General features: G+C 71.8%; 17 protein-coding genes. 7 read left to right on the top strand and 10 right to left on the bottom strand.

What is annotated here, in order from left to right:
- Positions 1 to 24 precede the first annotated feature (24 nt).
- On the bottom strand, positions 25 to 444 hold the full coding sequence (locus ABZV93_RS11515) for a VOC family protein (protein ID WP_354933614.1): 420 nt from the start codon (positions 442 to 444) through the stop codon (positions 25 to 27).
- Positions 445 to 794: 350 nt separating this feature from the next.
- On the opposite strand from ABZV93_RS11515, the gene ABZV93_RS11520 reads away from it, so the two are divergent.
- The 4 genes from ABZV93_RS11520 to ABZV93_RS11535 all read left to right on the top strand — a co-directional run bounded on the left by ABZV93_RS11520 (position 795) and on the right by ABZV93_RS11535 (position 7,111).
- Positions 795 to 1,829: a Gfo/Idh/MocA family oxidoreductase gene (locus ABZV93_RS11520; protein WP_354933616.1), complete on the top strand. Its 1,035-nt coding sequence runs from the start codon at positions 795 to 797 to the stop codon at positions 1,827 to 1,829.
- A gap of 118 nt (positions 1,830 to 1,947) precedes the next feature.
- Entirely contained in the window at positions 1,948 to 3,591 is a 1,644-nt protein-coding gene (locus ABZV93_RS11525; RefSeq protein WP_354933618.1) for a trehalose-6-phosphate synthase, read from the top strand.
- Positions 3,588 to 5,072, top strand: a complete 1,485-nt coding sequence (locus tag ABZV93_RS11530; protein ID WP_354933620.1) for an FGGY family carbohydrate kinase — start codon at positions 3,588 to 3,590, stop codon at positions 5,070 to 5,072. The genes ABZV93_RS11525 and ABZV93_RS11530 overlap by 4 nt, the downstream gene beginning before the upstream one ends.
- 152 nt (positions 5,073 to 5,224) lie before the next feature.
- Positions 5,225 to 7,111: a SpoIIE family protein phosphatase gene (locus ABZV93_RS11535; RefSeq protein WP_354933622.1), complete on the top strand. Its 1,887-nt coding sequence runs from the start codon at positions 5,225 to 5,227 to the stop codon at positions 7,109 to 7,111.
- A gap of 25 nt (positions 7,112 to 7,136) precedes the next feature.
- Here the strand turns inward: ABZV93_RS11535 and ABZV93_RS11540 are convergent, their stop codons facing one another.
- Positions 7,137 to 8,069: a sugar kinase gene (locus ABZV93_RS11540; protein WP_354933624.1), complete on the bottom strand. Its 933-nt coding sequence runs from the start codon at positions 8,067 to 8,069 to the stop codon at positions 7,137 to 7,139.
- A gap of 77 nt (positions 8,070 to 8,146) precedes the next feature.
- Positions 8,147 to 8,806: a bifunctional 4-hydroxy-2-oxoglutarate aldolase/2-dehydro-3-deoxy-phosphogluconate aldolase gene (locus ABZV93_RS11545; protein ID WP_354933626.1), complete on the bottom strand. Its 660-nt coding sequence runs from the start codon at positions 8,804 to 8,806 to the stop codon at positions 8,147 to 8,149.
- A 389-nt stretch (positions 8,807 to 9,195) separates the two neighbouring features.
- Here ABZV93_RS11545 and ABZV93_RS11550 point away from each other — a divergent pair, with 389 nt between their 5' ends.
- Both ABZV93_RS11550 and ABZV93_RS11555 read left to right on the top strand, forming a co-directional pair.
- Entirely contained in the window at positions 9,196 to 10,635 is a 1,440-nt protein-coding gene (locus tag ABZV93_RS11550) for an Nramp family divalent metal transporter (protein ID WP_354933628.1), read from the top strand.
- A 157-nt stretch (positions 10,636 to 10,792) separates the two neighbouring features.
- Positions 10,793 to 11,626 (top strand): FCD domain-containing protein, encoded by an 834-nt coding sequence (locus ABZV93_RS11555; RefSeq protein ID WP_354933630.1) that lies wholly within the window; start codon positions 10,793 to 10,795, stop codon positions 11,624 to 11,626.
- A gap of 61 nt (positions 11,627 to 11,687) precedes the next feature.
- Here ABZV93_RS11555 and fabG read toward each other — a convergent pair whose 3' ends face one another.
- The 6 genes from fabG to ABZV93_RS11585 form a co-directional block, all read right to left on the bottom strand.
- Positions 11,688 to 12,443, bottom strand: coding sequence for a 3-oxoacyl-ACP reductase FabG (gene fabG / locus ABZV93_RS11560; RefSeq protein ID WP_354933632.1), 756 nt, complete (start codon positions 12,441 to 12,443; stop codon positions 11,688 to 11,690).
- A gap of 63 nt (positions 12,444 to 12,506) precedes the next feature.
- Positions 12,507 to 13,517 carry a hydroxyacid dehydrogenase gene (locus ABZV93_RS11565; protein ID WP_354933634.1) on the bottom strand — a complete coding sequence of 337 codons (1,011 nt, stop codon included), beginning with the start codon at positions 13,515 to 13,517 and terminating at the stop codon, positions 12,507 to 12,509.
- 45 nt (positions 13,518 to 13,562) lie between these two features.
- The gene (locus ABZV93_RS11570; protein ID WP_354933636.1) at positions 13,563 to 14,294 is read right to left on the bottom strand and encodes an SDR family NAD(P)-dependent oxidoreductase; all 732 of its coding nucleotides are present in this window, start codon (positions 14,292 to 14,294) and stop codon (positions 13,563 to 13,565) included.
- Between the two features lie 57 nt (positions 14,295 to 14,351).
- Positions 14,352 to 15,845 carry an aldehyde dehydrogenase (NADP(+)) gene (locus ABZV93_RS11575; RefSeq protein WP_354933638.1) on the bottom strand — a complete coding sequence of 498 codons (1,494 nt, stop codon included), beginning with the start codon at positions 15,843 to 15,845 and terminating at the stop codon, positions 14,352 to 14,354.
- Positions 15,842 to 16,759, bottom strand: coding sequence for a fumarylacetoacetate hydrolase family protein (locus tag ABZV93_RS11580; RefSeq protein ID WP_354933640.1), 918 nt, complete (start codon positions 16,757 to 16,759; stop codon positions 15,842 to 15,844). The genes ABZV93_RS11575 and ABZV93_RS11580 overlap by 4 nt, the downstream gene beginning before the upstream one ends.
- Before the next feature lie 81 nt (positions 16,760 to 16,840).
- Positions 16,841 to 17,638, bottom strand: coding sequence for an IclR family transcriptional regulator (locus ABZV93_RS11585; RefSeq protein ID WP_354933642.1), 798 nt, complete (start codon positions 17,636 to 17,638; stop codon positions 16,841 to 16,843).
- 154 nt (positions 17,639 to 17,792) lie between these two features.
- On the opposite strand from ABZV93_RS11585, the gene ABZV93_RS11590 reads away from it, so the two are divergent.
- A complete protein-coding gene (locus tag ABZV93_RS11590; RefSeq protein WP_354933644.1) occupies positions 17,793 to 18,740 on the top strand; it encodes a U32 family peptidase in 948 nt (315 codons plus the stop codon).
- Between the two features lie 72 nt (positions 18,741 to 18,812).
- On the opposite strand, the gene ABZV93_RS11595 is transcribed toward ABZV93_RS11590, so the two are convergent.
- The gene (locus tag ABZV93_RS11595; protein WP_354933646.1) at positions 18,813 to 20,531 is read right to left on the bottom strand and encodes a DUF222 domain-containing protein; all 1,719 of its coding nucleotides are present in this window, start codon (positions 20,529 to 20,531) and stop codon (positions 18,813 to 18,815) included.
- Positions 20,532 to 20,890 lie beyond the last annotated feature (359 nt).

A 20,890-nucleotide genomic window follows, 5' to 3' on the forward strand; every position in this document is an offset into this window, starting at 1 on the left:
ACACACCCTGCGGCGTGCCTCACCTCAGCAGGCGCACAGGCAGAAGGGGTGCCCCACCGGGTCCAGGAACACCCGCCAGGAGCTGCCCGGCTGGTGGTCGACCTTCCGGGCGCCCAGCGCGAGCACCCGCTCCTCGGCCGCGTCCAGGTCGGGGACCTCGACGTCGATGTGAGCCTGCTGAGGGCGCTCACCTCCGGGCCAGGTCGGCGACGCCCAGTCGTCGGCCTGCTGGAAGCTGAGGCGTCGGCCGTCGTCGAGGCGCAGGTCCACCCAGTCGTCCTCGTCCTCGCTGATCTCCAGTTTTCCGCCGAGCACCCGGGCGTAGAACTCGCCGAGTGCCCTGGGGTCCGGGCAGTCGAACGCGACCGTCCCGAGCGTGCCGACGGGGCCGGCGTCGGTGCCGATGGAGCCGGTGTTCGTGCCGGTGTTGGTGGAGCCGGTCATGAGGGCCTCCCGTGGAAGTGGAATCGGACGGCGGCGGTGACGTACGCCCGAAAATCCTGCCTACGTGCGCGTCACCTGCAATCGGAGTATGCCGGTCACACGCGGGGCGATGCAACCGGTATAGAGGTTTCACCGGTGTCTTACGCCGCCGCGGCGCCACCGGCACACCAGGCCGGTACCGGACGGCCGCCGCCACCCGCGCCAGCCGTCGGCACCTACCTCCCACGCCCGACCAGTAGCGTCGGAGACCAGCCGCGCCTCGACTCCGCCCGTCCGGCCGGTCCCAGGGCCGGCCGGACGACCGCGAGGCAGCCGAGAGGAACCGAGGGGAACCGAGGGAAATGGGAGCCATGCAAGCCCGACTTCGCTGGGGCATCGTCGCCACCGGGAACATCGCCGGAGTCTTCGCCCGCGAGCTGGCCCTGCTGCCCGGCCACGAGGTGGTGGCGGTCGGTTCGCGCAACCTCGACCGCGCGAAGGCGTTCGCGCAGGAGTGGGACATCCCCCGGGCGTACGGCTCCTACACCGAGGTGGCCGAGGACCCGGAAGTGGACGTCGTCTACGTCGCCACCCCGCACTCCGACCACCTGGGCACCACCCGGCACGCACTGGAGAGTGGCAAGGCCGTCCTGTGCGAGAAGGCGCTGACCGTCAACGCCGCCGAGGCCCGCCAACTGGTCGACCTGGCCCGCAAGCACGGGCAGTTCCTGATGGAGGCCATGTGGATGCGGTGCAACCCGCTTCACCTGCACCTTCGCGAACTGCTCGACTCCGGCCGGCTGGGCGAACCGCGGTCGGTCCACGCCACCCTCGGCTTCCTCGCCGACTACGACCCGAACGACCGGCTGTTCGCGCCCCACCTGGCCGGCGGCTCCCTGCTGGACGTCGGCATCTACCCGGTGAGCCTCGCGCACCACCTGCTCGGCGCCCCCGACACGGTGCGGGCCACGGGGATGCTCGCCCCCACCGGCGTGGACGCGACCGCGGGACTCCTGCTCGGGTACGCCGGCGGCGCGGTGGCCACGCTCACCGGTTCGCTGGCCGGCCCGCTCCCGAACACCGCGTACGTCAGCGGTAGCGAGGGCTGGGTGGAGATCCCGGCCGACTTCCAGGCCGCGGACCGGCTGGTCGTCCACCACCCGGACAAGGAGCCGGAGGAAGTCACCGTCGACCTGCTCGGCGTCGGCTACACCTACGAGGCCGAGGAGGTGGCCCGGTGCCTGCGCGCCGGGCTGCTGGAGAGTCCGCTGGTGCCCTGGGCGGACAGTATCGCGGTGATGGAGGTGCTCGACGCCGCCCGCGCCCAGGTCGGCGTCCGCTACCCCAACGACGAGTCGGACGAACCGGCCGGCCGGGACGACCCTGGCGACCGCGACTCCGCGTAGCTCGCTGGTTTCGAACGGTCGGGAACAGGCGGATCATCCCCGACAATTCGGCCACCCACAGTCGCGACCGTAGGGTCGACAGGAGAAGTTCGCACCACCGATCGAGGGAGTTGCCCCGGTGCCCACAGAGTCACCCGCCGAGTCCACGTCCGAGACCTCCAACGGGTCCTCCAACGGGTTCGCCGACCCCGCGGCGGCCGTTGCCTCCGAGTCTGCGGCCGACGCCGCGAGCGAGGCCGCGACCGACGCGGCCGCGGCCGACGCCGCCGCCGCTGCACCGGCCCGGGCGCCGAAGTCCCGGACGTCGAAGGGCGGCTCCCGCACCTCCACCCGGGCGGCGGGCTCGAAGGGCGGCTCCGGCAAGTCGGGACGGTCGGCGTTCGTCGTCGTCGCCAACCGGCTGCCCGTGGACCGCGTGGACACCCCCGACGGCAGCACGCAGTGGCGGCGCAGCCCGGGCGGGCTGGTCACCGCGCTCGATCCGGTGATGAAGGCCAACAAGGGCGCCTGGATCGGCTGGGCCGGTTCCACCGAGGAGGCGCCGGAGCCGTTCGACGAGGCCGGCATGCACCTCGTGCCCGTCCCCCTGTCGGCCACGGAGGTCGAGGAGTACTACGAGGGCTTCTCCAACGCCACCCTGTGGCCGCTCTACCACGACGTGATCGCTCCCCCGGTCTACCGCCGCGAGTGGTGGGAGGCGTACGTCAAGGTCAACCGGAGGTTCGCCGAGGCGGCGGCGGAGACCGCGGACGACGGCGCAGTGGTGTGGATCCACGACTACCAGCTCCAGCTCGTACCCGAGATGCTCCGCGCCCTGCGCCCGGACCTGCGGATCGGCTACTTCCTGCACATCCCGCTGCCTCCGGTGGAGTTGTTCGCCCGGCTGCCGTGGCGCCAGCAGATCCTGCGCGGACTGCTCGGCGCGGACCTGGTCGGCTTCCAGCGTCCCGGCGCCGCGTCCAACTTCCTGCGGCTCACCCGCCGGCTGCTCGGCTACCAGACCCAGCGCGACCAGACGTTCCTGCCCGACGGCCGGGTGGTGCGGGCACGGTCGTTCCCGATCTCCATCGACGTGGCCCAGCTTGAGGAGATCGCCCGGCGCCCGGAGACCCAGCGGCGCGCGGAGGAGATCAGGGAGGAGATCGGCTCCCCGTCGAAGGTCCTCCTCGGCATCGACCGGCTCGACTACACGAAGGGCATCGGTGAGCGCATCCACGCGTTCGCCGAGCTCCTGACCGACGGGGTGGTGACGCCCGACGAGGCGACGTTCATCCAGGTCGCCACGCCGAGCCGGGAGCGCGTCGAGCAGTACAAACTGCTGCGCGACGAAGTCGAACTGGCCGTAGGCCGGGTCAACGGCACGCACGGTCGGATCGGCCGGCCCGCGGTGACCTACCTGCACTCCTCGCACGATCGGGAGGAGCTGGCCGCGCTGTATCGCGCCGCCGACGTGATGGTGGTGACGCCGCTGCGCGACGGCATGAACCTCGTGGCGAAGGAGTACATCGCCTGCCGGTACGACAACACCGGTGCCCTCCTGTTGAGCGAATTCGCCGGCGCGGCCGACGAGTTCCGGCAAGCTTTCCTTGTCAACCCCTACGACGTGGACGGGCTGAAGGCCACCCTGGTCGACGCGCTCCGCCTGGACCCGCGCAACGCCACCCGCCGCATGCGCTCGATGCGCCGGCACCTGGTGGAGCACGACGTGGACCGGTGGGCCAGCTCGTTCCTGAGCGCACTGACGGGAGAGCTCCGGACATGACCGCGCGGCGGCTTCTCGCGCTCGACCTGGGGTCGTCGTCGGTACGGGCCGTCGTGTGCGACGAACGCGCCGAGCCGGTGCCCGGCCTGCTGGCCCGGCGTTCGGTCACCGCGCGCCAGGACGAGGACGGGCGCGGCGAACTGGACCCGGACGGCTACCTCGCCGACCTGGTGAGCTGCCTGGACGAGCTGCAGACGGCGGGCTCGCTGGACGGCGTGGAGCTGGTGGCCACCTCCTCCCAGTGGCACTCGGTGCTCGCGGTGGGGCCGGACGGAACGCCATGCTCGGCGGTGCTCAGCTGGCTCGACACCCGCGCGCGGCCCCGGCCGGACCGGCTGCCGGCCGACCCCGAGGCGTTCCACGCACGCACCGGCGCGTGGGTGCACCCACTCTACTGGACCACGAAGGTGCCCTTCCTGCGGGAGCAGCTCCATGACCAGTTGGGCGGAAGGCCGCTGCGCTTCCTCGGCCTGCCCGACTACCTGCGCGGCGTACTCCTCGGCACCGACGCGACCTCGGTGTCGATGGCCTCCGGCACCGGTCTGCTGGACGTCCTCGCCATGGCCTGGGACCGCGAGGCGCTGGCCCTGGCGGAGGTGACCCCGGCCGAGTTGCCCGCCGTCGACGACACCCCCGCCCGGCTGGCGCCCCACTGGCGCGACCGCTGGCCGGCGCTGGCCGACGCCCTCTGGGCACCGGCGCTCGGCGACGGCGCCGCGTCCAACCTGGGCAGCGGGTGCACCGACGCCGGCACGGTCGGCGTCACCGTCGGCACCTCCGCCGCGCTGCGCGTGGTCCACGGGCCCGACGTCCCGCCGCCGCCGGCCACCGTGTGGCGCTACCGCGTGGACGCCGACCGGCTGGTGAGCGGAATCGCGTTCTCCGGCGGCGGGGTTTTGCGCGCCTGGGTCGTTCGCCTGCTGCGGCTCGGCGCGGACGCCGAGCCCACGCGCGCGCCCGGAACTAGCGGCCTGGTCTGCCTGCCGATGCACGCCGGCAGCCGGCCACCCGGCACGATCCCGCCGGGCTCCGGCGTGGTCGCCGGGCTGTCCCTGGAGACCTCGCCGGAGGAGCTTCTCGCGGGGACGCTGGAGGGTGTCGCGCTGGAGTCGGCGCGTGCGCTGGACACCCTCGAGGGGTCGTTCGGCGCCGAACTCGAGATCGTGCTCGGCGGTGGTGCCGTGCACGCCTCCCCGTGGTGGTGCCGGGCGTTCGCGGGCACCTTCGACCGGTCGTTGCGACTCGCCGAGGACCCCGAGGTCGGCGCCCGGGGCGCGGCGGCGCTGGCGCTGGGGATCGACCTGGCCCCGCCGAAGGAGCAGATCGTGCCCGACCCGGACGACGTCGTACGCATGGCCGCCGCCCGGGTTCGTTACGACCGGCTGCGGAACGCACTGGCCGACGAGCTCATCCGACATCGCGACGGTTCACCTCCGGCGTTCGACCCGGACGTGAACCGACCGACCAGTCCGACTGCCTGACCAGACCCACCCACAGATCCACCGCCTCAGACCCGCTGACAAGGACCCACGCCGCGGCTTCTCCACCAGACTGACCTTGCGTGATCCGGCATGAACCCTACGCACCGAGCCGCGAACCGGCATGATGCTCCGCAATGGAAGATGCACCCGGCGTGACCAGACCGCTCGAACGCGAGCTGATCGACGCCGTCCTCGAACTCAGCGCGAACGCGATCGTCCTGGTCGACGAGCGCGGCCGGATCGCGCTCTGGAACGCCGCCGCCGAATCCGTCCTCGGCTGGCCGGCCGAGCAGGCACTGGGCCAGGAGGTGCTGACCGCGATGGTCGCGCCGCACTCCCACTCCACCGCCCGGGACCTGCTGGCCAAGCTCGCGGTGAACGGCACCTGGGAGGGAGCGGTCCCGCTGCGGCACCGTGACGGGCACGCGGTGGTCTGTGCGGTCCGGGCGCGCGCCCTGTCCGGCGGCGCCGGTGGTGGCGGCGGCGAAGACGGCGACGGCGCGGTCGGTGAGGTCCTCGCCGTCTTCGCCGAGCTCGGCCGGTCCGGCCCCGGCAGTCCCGGCGACCCGACCGGCACAGACGGGCCGGCGGGCCCGGCCGGCACGGCGGGTACGGCGGGTACGGGGGGCACGGTCCGCGACGACGACCGGGCCGCGTTGCTCCGCGCCGAACGGGCCGCCCTGCTCCGCGCCGAGCGGACCGCGCGCGCCGAGCTCGAACACGTCCGCGACCGGCTCGCCTACGTCGTGCACGCCAGCAGCCGGCTCGCCTCCTCCCTCGACGTGGGCATGACGATGGAGACGGTCGGCGACCTCGTCGTGCCGCGGTTCGGGACGCTGTGCATCATCGACCTGTGGGACGGCCGCCGACTGGACCGCGTCTACGTCCGCGAGGCCGAGCCTGCCCGGCAGTCGCTGGTCGAGCGGGTCCGCGCACTCGGCGGCTCCCAGCGCGACGGGCACCCGGCGTTGCGCGCGGTGTTCACCGGCCGCCCGGCCGTGCTCACCGCGACCGACCCGGACACCCTCGCCCAGATGTACGCCGACCCGCAGGCACACGAGGCGGAGCGTGAGGCGACCCGCGGGGCCGGCTTCGTCGCGGTGCCACTGGTCACCCGTGGCCGGGTGATCGGCGTCCTGACCCTGCTCGGGCCCGGCCGCGCGTACGGCCGTGACCTCGCGCCCGGCGAGGACCTCGCGGTGCTCGAACAGGTGGCCACCCGGGCGGCGCAGAGCATCGAGAACGCCCGGCTTTTCGACGCCGAACGCCGGCTGGCTCGCAACCTCACCGACAGCGAACGCCGGCAACGGCGTACCGCACTCACTCTGCAGCGCAGCCTGCTGCCCGCCTGGATCCATCCGCCCGAGGAGCTCGAGGTGGCGACCCGCTACTTCCCGGGCGCGGAGGAGGCCGAGGTCGGCGGCGACTGGTACGACGTGATCCCGCTCGGGCCTCGCCGCACGGCGCTGGTGATCGGTGACGTGATGGGCCGCGGGCTGCGGGCGGCGACGTTCATGGGGCAGGTACGCACCGCTGTGCGCGCCTACGCCCGTCAGGATCTGCGGCCCAAGGAGATCCTCGCCCTCCTCGACGGGGTGGTCGCCGACCTGGGCGACACCGAGATCGTCACCTGCGCGTACGCGGTCTTCGACGCCGCGCGCGGGACGCTGACGTACGCCTCGGCCGGACACCTCCCACTGCTCACCGTCGACCGGTTCGGCAAGGCGCGGCGGCTGGACCACGAGGCCGGCCTGCCGCTGGGCGTGGGCGCCTCGTCGGCGGCACCGGCGCGGACCGCACCCGAGCACGTGGTCTCCCTGCCCGAGGAGACGACGGTCGTGTTCTACACCGACGGACTGGTCGAGAATCGCCGGCGCGACGTCGACGCCGGCATCGACGCGCTGGTGGACGCGCTGGCCAGGGCCTCGGGCAGCAGCCTGGAAGGTCTCTGCGACCAGGTGATCGACGCGTTGCGGCCGCCGGGCGGGTACGACGACGACGTGGCCCTGCTGCTCGCCCGGTCGCTGCCGCGCGGCTGACGAGCGAGCCGGTCAGGCGAACCCGTCAGCGGGCGACGTTCTCGGTGGCGTCCATGGTGGCGAGTTCGGACCGGCGCGGCAGGCCCTCCCAGTCACCGGCGACCGACACCGCGAAGGCTCCGCAGACGTTGCCCCGCCGCAGCCGCTGCGCCGGATCCAGCCCGTCCAGCGTCGCGGACAGGTAGCCCGCGACGAACGCGTCGCCCGCGCCGACCGGGTCGATCAGGCTGACCGCGAGCGCCGGCTCGGTGAAGCTCTCCCCGTCCACCACGGCGTACGCACCGGCGGCACCGCGCTTGAGCACGACCTGCGCCGGCCCGAGCGCGGCCAGCTCCTTGGCCACCTCCTCGACCGAGCCGGCGGGCACCACCATGGCCGCCTCCTCGTCACCGGCGAACACGATGTCCGCGGCGGCCACGAGCTCGCGGAACGCGGCACCGGCCTCGGTCACCGACCACAGCGCGGCGCGGTAGTTGAAGTCGAACGACACGGGTACGCCGGCCGCCCGGGCCGCGTCGACCGCGGTGTGCACGGCGGCGCGAGCGGACTCCGACAGTGCCGGGGTGATACCGGAGACGTGCAGGACCCGGGCCGCGGCCACCAGGCCGGTGTCGACGTCGCCGGGGGTCAGCCGGGAACCCGCCAGGCCGCGGCGGTAGTAGCTCACGCGTACCCGGTCGGCGGTGCGGTGCTCGCGCAGCATCAGCCCGGTGGGCACCTCGGTGTCGGTCCGCACGCGGGAGACGTCCACACCCTCACCGCGCAGGGCGTCCCTGACGAGGTGGCCGAGCGGGTCGGCGCCCAGCCGGCCGATCCAGGTGGCGTTGTGGCCCAGCCGGCTCAGGCCGATGGCGACGTTGGTCTCCGCGCCGCCGAAGGAGATCCGGGCCGGGGCGCCGACCGCGAACGAACCGGTGGTGGTGGCGGCGACCAGCGCCATCGTCTCGCCGAGTGTCACCACGTCGACCGAGCTGTCGGCAGACCTCCCGACCTGACCCCCGGCCGAGGTCCCATTCGGGTCTTGGGCCGAACTGCTCATGCGCGGCCTGCCGGGGTCGCGTCGCGGGTGCCGCCCACGCTCGCCACCAGCGTGCGTGCGCGCCCCGAAAGGGCGTCGAGGTCCGCACCGGGTTCGCAGGCGTCGGCCACCAGCGGACTGCCCACGCCCACCGCGACCGCGCCGGCCCGCAGGTAGGAGCCCGCGTTGTCGACGTCCACGCCGCCGGTGGGAACGAGCGGGACGTCGGGCAGCGGGCCTCGGATCGCCTTGAGGTACGCCGGCCCGCCGAGCGCCGACGCCGGGAACACCTTCACCATCGCGGCACCCGCCCGCCACGCGGTGAGGATCTCGGTCGGGGTGGCCGCACCGGGCAGGACGGGTACGCCGAGGCGGTTGGCCTCCTCGATGACGTCGAGGCAGACCGCCGGTGAGATGAGGTAGGTCGCGCCCGCGTCCACCGCCTCGCGGGCCTGTGCGGGAGTGATGACCGTGCCGGCCCCGAGCGCGACGTCGGCGGGCTTGCGCGCGGCGTAGGAACGGATGGCGTCGGCGACGTCGGGTGCGGTGAACGTGAACTCCACCGCCCGGATTCCCGCCTCCACAAGGACGTCGGTGACCTCGGCGTAGCGCGCGGCCGACGCCGACCGCAGAATCGCCACCGCCGGGCAGATCTCCATCGCCTGCTGCAAGCTCACGCGGTTGCCTCCTCGTCGAAACCCGGACGTGCCGTCCGGCCCCGCAAGTCTATGGGCCGTCGGCCGGGCGGTCACCGGCCCGCGGGACGAGCGCGGCGATCCTGCCCGGGACCGGCCGCGCCACCGTCAACACGTCCTTGCTGTCAAGCGTTCCTTGACAGTACGTCCCGTCGGCCGATTCGGAGCCGCACCTCACACTCCCCCGCCGGCGGTCGCCGTTCGTACGCATGGCCGGATGCGGACACCGCCGGCGACCGAAGCGCCAACCAGCGTTCACGACCTGGCGGAAGAGCACCGAGCCGACCGGCTTGACCACTCGGCGTACTGGAGGTTCACTGATTCCGCAGCGTTTCGTCCAGATCTCGCACATTTGTCGGAAAGGACGAGGCATGACCGAGGCCCGTTCGACCGGTGGTGAGCCCGACTCCTCGTCTGCGCTGTCCACCAGGCACCTTCCCGGCGCACGGGTGCGAGACCTGCCCGCGCCGCCCACGCAGACCTGGCGCGTCATCGGACCCGGGCTCGTCGGCGCCGGGGTCGGCCTGGCCTCGGGCGAGTTCATCCTGTGGCCCTACATCTCCTCCCAGATCGGGCTGGTCTTCTTGTGGGGGGCCGTGCTGGGTGTCGTCACCCAGTGGTTCCTCAACATGGAGATCGAGCGCTACACCCTGGCCACCGGGGAGACCGCACTGACGGGCTTCAGCCGGATGTGGAAACACTGGGGCCTGGTCTTCGCGGTGATGACCTACTTCGCCAACCTCTGGCCGGGTTGGGCGACGAGTTCGGCCACCATGGTGACGTACATCGTGGGTGGCAACGTCACCGCGATCGCCATCGGCATCCTCGTGGTGTGCGGCCTGGTGCTCACCCTCGCACCGGTGGTCTACACCGCGCTCGAACGCGTCATCGTGGTGAAGCTGGCGGCGATCACGATCCTGATCGTGGGCGCCATCATCTTCGCGTTCACCGCGGACACCTGGCGCGGGCTCGGCTCGGCGGTGACCCACTTCGGGCGGTTCCCCGACCTGGACTTCGCGCTGATGCTCGGCGCGATCGCCTACGCCGGAGCCGGCGGCGGGCAGAACCTCTGCCAGAGCAACTGGATCCGCGACAAGCGGTTCGGCATGGGTGCCTACGCGCCCCAGTTGGTGAGCACGGTCACCGGCAAGGACGCAGGCGCCCCGTCCGCGTACACGTTCGAGCCGAACGAGTCCAACCTCACCCGCTGGCGCGGCTGGTGGCGGTTCGCCAACATCGAGCAGGCGGCGACGTTCGTCCTCATCACCTGCTTCACCATCGGCTTCATGTCGATGCTGGCGTTCTCGACGGTGTTCGGCCGTTCGGGACTCAGCCAGGACATCGGTTTCCTGCAGGTCGAGGGCGCCGCGCTGCAGGACCGGATCGGCCCGTGGTTCGGTTACTTCTTCTGGGTCATCGGCGCCTACTCGTTGTTCGCGGCGGCGATGGGCATCATCGACTACACCAGCCGACTGGCCGCCGACCTGCTGGCCACGGTCTACCTCCGCCGCCGAGGCGTCTCGGAGAGCCGGGTCTACTTCTGGCTGGTGTGGGGTCTGGTCGCGTTCGGCTGCGTCGTCTTGCTGGCAGGCCTGAACCAACCGCTGGTTCTGCTGGTCATCTCCTCCTGCGTGAGCGGCGTGATGATGGCCATCTACGGCGTACTGCTCATCGTGATGAACAAAAGATCACTACCGGTTGCCATCTCGATCCGAAGGTTTCGTACGATCATCATTGCTCTGGCTGTCGCGTTCTACGGCACGCTCGGCCTGATCACGATCGTCCAGCAGGCGCAGAAGTTGTTCGACTGATGCACTGACGCACCACTCACGCGCTACTGACGTACGACCGGAGCCCGAACGACGCCCGAATCCCGCGTCGTCCGGTGCGCATGCACCAAGCCACGCGACAGCTGAAGGAACGACAGACCCGTCAGACGGTCCGGCTCGTTGGTCAAAGGGGGACCCGGTGAGCCCGCATACTCGCGACAGCCTGTCCGCACATCTGCTCGACGAGATACTCGCCGGGCGGATCGCATCCGGCACCAAGTTGCCACCCGAACGCGAACTCGCCCGGAGATTCGGCCTGTCCCGCCCGATCGTGCGGGAGGTGCTGCGCGGACTCGCCGAACGCGGGTTCGTGGACATCCTGCCGTCCCGGGGCACCTACGTCCGTGAGGCGCAGGCCAGCGACGGCGCACGGTCGCTGGACACGTCCTTCCGCCGGCGCAACACCACCGTGCGCGAGCTCACCGAGGCCCGCTCGATGCTGGAGACCCGGGCCGCCGCGCTTGCCGCGGCCCACGCGACCGAGGTCGAGGTGGCGGCGATGCGCCGGTGCCTGGACGACCTGAAGATCACGACGTACGTCCTGGAACAGGCTCGGCTCGACCTCGCCTTCCACGCGCTGGTGATGCATGCGAGCCACAACACCGTGCTGGAGTCGATGTACGCGTCGATCACCACGCTGACGTTCGAGCTGATGCTGCGTAGCCTGTCCGACCGGCAGGTACGCCAGGCCGGGACGCCCGACCACGAGCCGATCTGGTCGGCGATCCGCGACCACGACGCGGCCGCGGCCGCCGAGGCGATGCGGGTGCACCTGGAGGCGGCGCAGGAGTTGTCCGGCACCGACCTCGACCGCGGTGTCGACCAGGTGGCCCAGCGGGAACTGCAGCGGATGCTCGGCCCGGCCGCCTCGCTGGAAGGGTTGCTGGAGGAGGTCGCGCGGCGGCAGGCGGCGTTCATCCGAGCACCATTGACACCACCAGCACCATCAGCACCGTCGACTCGTCCGGAGTGACGCCGGACGAGCCGAGGGCTGCACTGCCTGCCGCGGACGTCCCGGCGGATCAGGGTCTGTCCTAGCTGAAGTACGTTCCGCCGTTGAGGTCGATGACGGCTCCGGTGCAGAACGCGCCGAGGTCGGAGACGAGGTAGAGCACCGCGCCGGCCACGTCGTCGGGGAAGCCCGCACGGCGTAGCGGCGTGGAGTCGATCGTCGCCTGCTGCTGCTCCCGCGGGGTGAACGCCTCGTGGAACGGCGTGTCCAGGATCAGGCCCGGCGCCACCGCGTTGACGGTGATGCCGCGCGGCCCGACCTCCTTGGCAAGCCCGCGGGTGAGGCCGTGCATGCCGGCCTTGGCGGCACCGTAGGCGGCGGCACCCGGGCCGCCGCCGTTGCGGCCGGCGAGGGAGGAGATGTTGACGATCCGGCCGCCGTCGGGCAGGTGCCGCAACGCCGCCCGGCTGCAGGCGAACGCGCTGAACAGGTTGACGTCGATCACCGTGTGCCAGTGCTCGTCGGACATGTCCGCGACCGGTTGCCGGCCGATCATCCCGCCGGCGTTGTTCACCAGGATGTCCAGCTTCCCGCCGAACTCCCCCGCCGTGGCGTCCACCACCGCGTCGACCTGCCCGCTGTCGGACGCGTCGAGTTCGTACGCCGCGGACCGGCGGCCCAGTGCGGCGATCTCCTTCGCCACGGCCGCGCCGTCGTGGCTGCGGTAGGTCACCGCGACGTCGGCGCCGGCCTCGGCCAGGGCGAGAGCGACGCCGCGCCCGATGCCAGTGGCGCCACCTGTGACGAGTGCCGATCGGCCGGACAGGTCGAGCTTCATGTGAGTTCTCCTCTTCGGGGTTCGGCTGGGTTGGCAGAAACGACTGCCCGGCTGGGACGTCTCCTAGGCGAGCACGCCCACGGAGTCGGCCGCGACGGCGTACCGCAGCGGTTCACCGCGCAGGAACGCCACGACGTCCTCCACCATCGCCTGCCCCTGCCGGGCGTGGGAGTCGACGGTGTGGCCCGCGGTGTGCGGGGACAGGATGGCGTTCGGAATCTGCCGCCAGGGGCTGTCGGGCGCCAGTGGTTCGGTGGGGAACACGTCGAGCGCGGCCCGGATCCGGCCGGACCGGAGCTCCGCGGCCAGGGCGGCCTCGTCGACCAGGCCACCCCGCGCGGCGTTGACGAGCAGCGCGCCGTCGGCGAGCAGCGACAGCTCCCGGGCGCCGAGCAGCCCCTGCGTCTGCGGCAGCAGCGGCGCGTGCAGGGTCACCACGTCGCTGTCGCGCAACAGGTCGGGCAGCTCCACCGGTGTCACGCCGAGTTCTTCCGCCTCCGCCGCGGTGAGCAACGGGTCGGCGACGAGCACCCGTGCGCCGAACGCCCGCAGCAGGGCGATCACCGCCCGGCCGGTCCGGCTGGCACCCACCACACCGACGGTCCGTGCACCGAGCAGCCGGCCGGGGTACCGCTCGCGCAGCGCGCCCCACTCCTGACCGGTACGCAGGCCCGCGTCGAGCGCCGGCAGGTCACGCAACGCCGACAGGATCTGCAGGATGACCAGCTCGGCCACCGAGTCGGCGATCAGCCCGGCCGACTGGCACACCGTCAGCCGGGCGCCCACCGCGTCCTGCGGGACCAGCGACCGGATGCTGCCCGCGGTGTGCGCCACCAGCCGAAGGTCGGGCGACTTCGCCAGCACCTGCTCGGTGAGCGGTGGCGTACCCCACCCGGTGAGGCAGGCGACCGCGCCGTCCAGCAGCCCGGCCAGGTCCCACTCCCCCGGCGGTCCTTCGGCCCACCGCACCCGCGCCGCGCCGGTGAGCCGGCGTTCGGCCGCGGGCGTCAGCACCATCGCGCGGGTCTGCTCGGTCAGCAGGACCGCCACCACCGCACGTGCGTCGGTCGACATTCGCACTACCTCCCTCACCGCGCGCCCGGGCGTCCCAGGCGCTACTCAGGGCTGGCTGGGGTAGAGCAACAACTCCGGTACGTAGGCCCTGCTGGGCAACGCCATCACCGCGAGACACATCCGGGCGACGTCGTCCGGTCGCAGTGCGGCGGCCAGCTGTTCGGGGGTCGGCGCCACCGGCCGGCGTTCGACCAACGGGGTGTCGGTGAAACCCGGGAACAACACGCTGACCCGGATGCCGTTCGCCCGCTCCTCCTCCATCGTGGCGTGCGCGAGCGCTGCCACGCCGGCCTTGCTGGCCTGGTAGCCGACACCGGACGCGTCCGGGCGCTTCGCCGCGGAGGAGGAGATGTGCACGAGCAGGCCGTCGCCCTGTGCGCGGAACGTCGGCAGCACCGCCTGGGTGAGGACGTACGCCGCGTCCAGGTTGGTCGACAGCAGCTCCCGCCACCCGGCGGGGCTGAGGTCGGTCAGGGATCGCTCGCGGACGTTGGTGCCCACGCTGTTGACGAGTGCGTCGAGACCGCCGTACTCGCGTACCGCCACGTCGACGGCACGGCCGACAGCGTCGGCGTCGGTGGCGTCACCGGCGACGACCAGTGCCTGGCCCCCGGCGGCGCCGATCTCCTCGGCCAGCTTGGTGAGAGCGTCGGCCCGTCGGGCGAACAGCACCAGGCGAGCGCCCGCGCCGGCAGCGGCGAGCGCGGTGGCCCGGCCCATGCCGCTGCTCGCGCCGGCCACCAGCACCCGCCTGCCGAACAGGCCACCGTCGTTCACCCGGTCACCACTCACGAGACGCCCCGTCCACGATGCCGTTGGTCATCCCGTCGACGGTCACGCCGACACGTCGTCCTTCGTCAAGGTGCCGTTGACGCGGCGCGGGATGCCCAGCACGTTGCGGTCGCGCAGCGCCTCCGGCAGGAGCTCCTCCGGCATCGTCTGGTAGCTCACCGGCCGCAGGAACCTGCGGATCGCGGTGGTGCCCACCGAGGTGTGCAACGAGGCCGTGGTGGCGGGCCAGGGTCCGCCGTGCTGCATGGCGTACGTCACCGAGACACCGGTCGGCCAGCCGCCCCACAGGATCCGGCCCGCCCGGTCGCGCAGCAGGTCCATCAGCCAGCCGAGGTCAGCGGCGTCGGTCTCCTCGCCGTGGATGGTCGCGGTGAGGTTGCCGCCGAAGGCCTCCGCGGCCCGCCGCAGCTCGTCCTGGCCGTCGTACTCCACCACCAGCGAGAAGGGCCCGAAGCACTCCTCCAGCAGCGTGTCGGCGTTGTCCAGCAGCACCGGGACGGTGGTCTTCACCAGCGTCGGCCCGGCCACCAGGCCGTCGACTCCGGACGCCTCGACGAGCGGGGTCACCCCGGGCGTGCCGACAATCTTCGGCAGACCCTCGCCGTAGCCCTCGGCGATGCGCTTGTTGAGCAGCGAGGCCGGAGGGACGTCACCGGCCGCCGCGACGATCGCGTCGTCCAGCCCGTGCCCGGCGGGAACGAACAGCAGGCCCGGCTTGGTGCAGAACTGACCGGCGCCGAGCGTCGCCGAGCCGACGAAGCCGGAGGCGATCTCGTCCCCGCGTGCCTTGACCGCGGCCGGGGTCACGAAGACGGGGTTGAGGCTGCCCAGCTCGCCGTAGAACGGGATCGGGTCCGGACGCTGGGAGGCGATGTCGAACAGCGCCCGGCCGCCGGGAATGGAGCCGGTGAACGAGCCCGCCTTGATCCGCGGGTCCTTCAGCGCCTCGACGCCGCGTTCGAAGCTGAAGATCACGTCGAACGTGCCGTCCGGCGCGCCCGCCTCGGCCAGTGCGCCGCGGACGATCTCGCCGGTGCGCTGGGACAGCCGCGGGTGGCCGGAGTGGGCCTTGACGATGATCGGGTTGCCGGCCGCGAGTCCGGAGGCGGTGTCGCCGCCGGCCACGCTGAACGCGAACGGGAAGTTGCTGGCGGCGTAGACCAGCACCGGTCCGAGCGGCACCAGCATGCGGCGCAGGTCCGGACGCGGGCCCATGCCCCAGTCGGGGTCGGACTGGTCGACGATCGCCTCGAGGTAGGAGCCCTCCTCCAGCACCTCACCGAACAGCCGCAGCTGGAACGTCGTCCGGGTCAGCTCGCCCCTCAGGCGGGCCTCGGCCAGGTGGGACTCCTCGATCGCCAGGGGGACGAGCTCGTCCGCGGCGGCGTCGAGCGCGTCGGCCACGGCCCGCAGCAGCCGGGCGCGTTCGGCCGGTCGCAGCGCGCCTAGCGGACCCGCGGCGGCGGTGGCGGCGGCGAGGATCGACTCCAGTTCCGCAGGCGTGGTGGGGCTCGGAGCGGTCGTGGGTGCGGTCATCGGGCTACCTCCCGGGCGAACGGATCGGACAGGGCGTCGACGAGCCACGACAGCGGCTCCTTGCCGACGACCACCGGATTGGACAGTACGCCGACCTCGGCGACCTCGATCTCGACGCGGTCACCGCCGGCGAGGGTGAACGACATCTCGGGGATGATCCCGGTGCCGGTGGCGAGGAACGCACCGGCCGGGTGGGCGTCACCGCGGAACAGATAGTCGACCAGCGTCTCCAGGTCGCGGTGCATCCGCGCGGTCGACGTCTCGCCCTTCCAGGCGGTCTGGCCGTCGCGGACGACGGCGAGGGTGATGTCGAGCGCGGTGGCGTCGGGGATCTCCCACGCGGGCCGGATGCCGGTCGAGACGGCGCAGCTGCCGGCGTAGACCTTGGCCTGCGGGAGATAGAGCGGGTTCTCGCCCTCGATGGAGCGCGAGCTCATGTCGTTGCAGGCGACGTACCCCACGATCTCGCCGCGCGCGTTGGCGACCACGCCCAGCTCGGGCTCGGGGACGTCCAGACCCGAGTCGGCGCGGATCGCGACCGGCTCCCCGTCGGTGACGACGCGCCAGGCGGGAGCCTTGAAGAAGAGTTCGGGGCGCTCCGCCTCGTACACCTTCTGGTAGGCGTCCTTCTGGCTGCTCTCCTCCACCCGGGCGGCCATCGAGCGCTCGTACGTCACGCCGGAGGCCCACACCTCGGTCAGCCCGTCGACCGGCGGAAGCAGCAGCACCTGCGACACGTCGAGGGTCTCCCCGCCGGCTCCGGCGCCTTCCAGCAGCCCGCGCAACTCCGCGAGGGGCAGCCGGAGGAGTTCGCTGACGCTTCCGACTCCGGCCAGCGGACTCACCCGGCCGGCACGTCGGACTCCTACCCGGACAGCACGGTCGCTGCGATCGGCGTATCGGACGATCTCCACGGGACCTCCTCAGCCAGTCAACTGACAGTCATCTGATGTATCGCGGTCTGCGCAAGTCTTGCAAAGAATCGCCGGAACGTCTCACCCCGGTCCACCACGGCTGTCCGGGCGCGGGGTCGGGACATGTCCCAGGCGGCTGGACAACGCGCTCGCACCCTCCCGGACCAGACCGGCCAGCTCCGTGGCGCGTTCGGGCGACCAGCGGACGGTCGGGACGGAGATGCTCATCGCCGCGACGGTGGTTCCGGTGTGGTCGGCGACCGGCGCGGCCACGCAGGCGACCGCCTCGTTGGACTCGCAGTACTCCTGCGCCAGCCCGTCGGTGCGGACCGCGCCGAGGCGTTCGCGCAGTTGCCGCGAGGTGGTGAGGCTGCGGCCGGTCAGCCCCGGCAGCCGCCGCCCGGGCGGGAACAACGTGTCCAGGGTGCGTTGCTCCAGCCGGGCCAGCAACATCAGCCCGACCGCCGTGCAGTGCGCGGGCAGCCGGCGGCCGACCGCGGACACCATCCGGACCGGGTGGGTGCTGTCCACCTTCGCGACGTACACGACCTCCCGGCCCTCCAGGACCGCCACGTGCACGGTCTCGTCGCAGGCGGCCGCGACCTCCTCCGCGGCTGCCTGGCCCTCGCGGGCCAGGTCGAGACGTTCGGCGTACGCTGAACCGAGGTGGAACACCCCTACGCCGAGCCGGAACCGGTGCGGCTGGCCGGGCACTGGTGCGAGGTAGGAACGTTCCACCAGAGTGCCGACGAGCTCGTGCACGGTCGTACGGGGAAGAGCGAGCTTGGCGTGGATCTCCGGGATCGACAGCTCCTCGGTCGTCCCGAACAGTTCGAGAATGTCCAGCGCGCGGAGCACCGCGGGGACCGCTCGACCCATCGCTTCCGCACCTCCACACGGGTTTCCTGCCAGCGCGCGCCGTTGTTCGCCCACCCGAACGCAGCTTGACGACAGTGTGATCGAATCGCAACGATGTCCGAGTATACGGATGTCGTTCGAGATACCGGACAATCCATTCTGCTAGGGGGACCTCGTGGCCGGGACACCAGCGTCGCACCTGTTGGACATCCTCGAGCTTCCCCGGGGCGACCTGAACGACCTGCCCGCCTCGGCCAAGCGGTTCCCCGACGGCGTCCGCTACCGGGTGGAGATCCCGAGCACCGAGGGCCCGCGCTGCCTGGAGGCTGCGCTGGAGGAGTCCGAACGCCTGGAGGTGCCGGTACGCCGGATCTCCCAGGGCAGCGGGGTGTTCCTGCTCACCGACGCCGAGCTGGACGAGATGGCCGAGCAGGCCCGGTCCGCCGGCGTCGAGGTGAGCCTGTTCGCCCGCCCGTGCGCCGGCTGGGGCACTTCGGCCACCGCGCGTTCGCAGGCCGGCGGTGGGTTCGCGGCCGCCGCCCACGGGCAGGACCAGGTGTCCGCCGTACTCGAGGACGTCGTCCGGGCCGCCGAACACGGCATCCGCAGCGTGCTGATCGCCGACCTCGGCGTGCTGGCGGCGTTCGGGAAGCTGCGGGCCGCGGGTCACCTGCCCGCCGACATGCAGGCCAAGGTCTCGGTGATGCTGCCCGTCACCAACGCCGCGACCGCACGGGTGCTGGAGGACCTCGGTGCCGACACGCTCAACCTGGCAACGGACCTGAGCCTGGCGCAGATCGCCGCCATCCGCGCCGTGGTGGACGTACCGCTTGATGTGTACGTGGAGGCACCGGACAACCTCGGCGGCTACGTCCGGCACCACGAGCTTCCCCGGCTGATCGAGGTGGCCGCACCGGTGTATGTCAAGTTCGGCTTGCGCAACGCGCCGGACGTCTACCCCGCCGGCACCCACCTGGAAGCCACCACCGTCGCGCTCACCCGCGAACGCGTGCGGCGGGCCCGGCTCGGGATGGACCTGCTGGCCCGCCACGGTGCGGCCGAGGCGACGTCGGAACGCAACGCCGAGGGGCTCGCGGTCCCGGTCAAGGCCACCACCGCCTGAGCAGCCTTCTTCCCTCTCTGACCTCCTGGACCTCGGTCCGCCCGCGTCATCAGGTCGGCGCATGGTCGGTCCTCATGGTCGTTGCACTGTCTGCTGCGGGTCCACCCACTCCGGCGGGATGTACTCGGGGTGGCCGTGGCTGCCCATCCGGACCTGCCAGCCCTTGTGGTGGACGAAGGTGTGATGGGCCTTGCAGAGCAGTACTCCGTTCGACAGGTCCGTCGGCCCGAAGTCGTCCCAGGCGGTCATGTGATGCGCGATGCAGCGGCGTTCGGGGACTTGGCAGCCGGGAAAGTGGCAGTGGGACCCGTCCCGGACGGCGAGTGCGCGGCGTTGTGCTTCGGTGAAGAAGCGGTCGGCCATGCCGACGTCGAGGACTTCGCCGTTGCCGGCGAGCACCACCGGGATGATGTTCGCGTCACACACCATCCGCCGGATCGTGGCGACCGAGATCGGCTCGCCGCGCAGGCCGAGGATCCTCGCTGACCCGCCACCGCCACACTTGCTACAGCCGTCGTGCGGGTCGATGCGGCCAGTGGGATCGCTGCGGTCATCGGTGTCATCGGAGTCGAAGGCATCGCTGGGATCGTGGGCAGCCTCCGGCCTCGCCGCACCCTCGGGCAGTTCGGTGTCGGCGTCGCCTTCTGCCCCGAGGCCCCAGTCCTCGGGCCCGATATCTGTTTCCGGATCGGATCCGAGCGTGTCAGCTTCGGGCTCGGGTCCGGTGGCGGTGTTCGGTTGTGGAGGTTGGCCGGGTTCTCGTGGTTCGGCCCCGGCGCTCTTGTTGGACCTGGCGTTCCTGCGCTGGGCTTGACGCTGGGCTTGGCGCGTGGAGTCGGGAGTCTGACAGTTGCAGGGCATGGGGCGGACGGGGTTGAGGTCGTCGATGGTGCCGAACCCGAGCCCGGTCAGCAGCTGGTCAATTCCGATGGTGACGGTGACGCAGTCTCGCCCGCGGCCGCGGTTGGGAGATGCGTGGGCTTCGGTCGCAAGGCCCACGAGTTCGGCGAACGCGTCTCCGCGTTTTTGGTCCAAGGGCCGTTCGTCGGGGTCGGGGCGGGTGTCGGAGGCGACCAGCGCCTCGATGAGCTTGCGGAGGGCTTCCATCTCCACCGCCGGCAGCTTGACCACCACCGTTTCCGACCCGGGGATGCCGTTGGCGATGTAGCGCAGGGACCGTTTGCGTTCGGCGGCGCGTTCGGCGTCGCCGAGTTCCTTGCCCAGCCGGCGTTCCCACTCCTCCGGCGCGAGGTACTGCAGCAACGCCCGGCCCAGCTGGCGGATGTCGTCGGGGTTGCGCCGCCTGGACCAGGTGATCAGATACTCCTCGGCCTTCACCCGCTGCTCGGCGCCGATGTAGGCGGGCAGGTCCTTGATCGCGGACGCGATCACCTGCGCATGCTTGAACGACAACTCCCCACGCGCAAGAGCAGCGGCCGTCACCGTCACCGTACGGTCCAGATCACGCGCCAAGCCGACCGTCGCGGCCGCTTCGGTCTTCGACATCCGCTGCGCGGTGCGCAGCCACGCGTTCGTGGTCGCCGCTCCGGTGGTCTTGGCGATGTCGCAGGACTCGCCCTTGGCGACCATCGCCAGCTTCAGGGCGGCGAACTTGGCCTCGTCGGCCCGGTGCAGGTCGAACAGTCGGCCCAGCTTCTCGGGCCGCAGGGACAGCATCGACCCGGCCAGCGTGTCGTCGAGGATGGTGCCGATCTGGACCAACGCAGCCTCCAGGCGCTGTTCGGCGTCAATGCCGTGCCAGCCTGAAGAATCCTGCATTGTCGAATGCATGTTCGAAACACTACAGGCTGCGATCGACTGCCAACCCGTTGTCCACAAGGACGCTCGAAAACACGCCGATCCGCTACCTGTGGATGAAAAGCCGGCACGCAACGGGCTTCATGGGCGACCTCAGCTCGTACCGATGACCTGTTCGGCAAGCTGATGCGCCAGCCGTGCCGGGTCGGTATGGGGTTTCGTCACCCCGGCCGCGAGTGTGCCGTCGATGAGCAGCATGAGCTGGTCGGCGGCCGCCGACGGATGCCGGTGGCCGAGCCTGACGAGTTCCCCCTGCAAAGCTCGTGGACGCGTTCGCGGTACTCGGCGGTGATCTTGTGCGCGGGCGGGCGCTGGCCGAGGATCACAGCACA

The sequence above is a fragment of the Actinopolymorpha sp. NPDC004070 genome (assembly GCF_040610475.1).
Taxonomy (GTDB): Bacteria; Actinomycetota; Actinomycetes; order Propionibacteriales; family Actinopolymorphaceae; genus Actinopolymorpha.

Excerpts from the sequence above, each read along its gene's own strand:
- ABZV93_RS11515 (WP_354933614.1), bottom strand. The coding sequence starts at position 444 with ATGACCGGCTCCACCAACACCGGCACGAACACCGGCTCCATCGGCACC.
- ABZV93_RS11520 (WP_354933616.1), top strand. The coding sequence starts at position 795 with ATGCAAGCCCGACTTCGCTGGGGCATCGTCGCCACCGGGAACATCGCC.
- ABZV93_RS11530 (WP_354933620.1), top strand. The coding sequence starts at position 3,588 with ATGACCGCGCGGCGGCTTCTCGCGCTCGACCTGGGGTCGTCGTCGGTA.
- ABZV93_RS11550 (WP_354933628.1), top strand. The coding sequence starts at position 9,196 with ATGACCGAGGCCCGTTCGACCGGTGGTGAGCCCGACTCCTCGTCTGCG.
- fabG (WP_354933632.1), bottom strand. The coding sequence starts at position 12,443 with ATGAAGCTCGACCTGTCCGGCCGATCGGCACTCGTCACAGGTGGCGCC.
- ABZV93_RS11565 (WP_354933634.1), bottom strand. The coding sequence starts at position 13,517 with ATGTCGACCGACGCACGTGCGGTGGTGGCGGTCCTGCTGACCGAGCAG.
- ABZV93_RS11575 (WP_354933638.1), bottom strand. The coding sequence starts at position 15,845 with ATGACCGCACCCACGACCGCTCCGAGCCCCACCACGCCTGCGGAACTG.
- ABZV93_RS11585 (WP_354933642.1), bottom strand. The coding sequence starts at position 17,638 with ATGGGTCGAGCGGTCCCCGCGGTGCTCCGCGCGCTGGACATTCTCGAA.
- ABZV93_RS11595 (WP_354933646.1), bottom strand. The coding sequence starts at position 20,531 with ATGCATTCGACAATGCAGGATTCTTCAGGCTGGCACGGCATTGACGCC.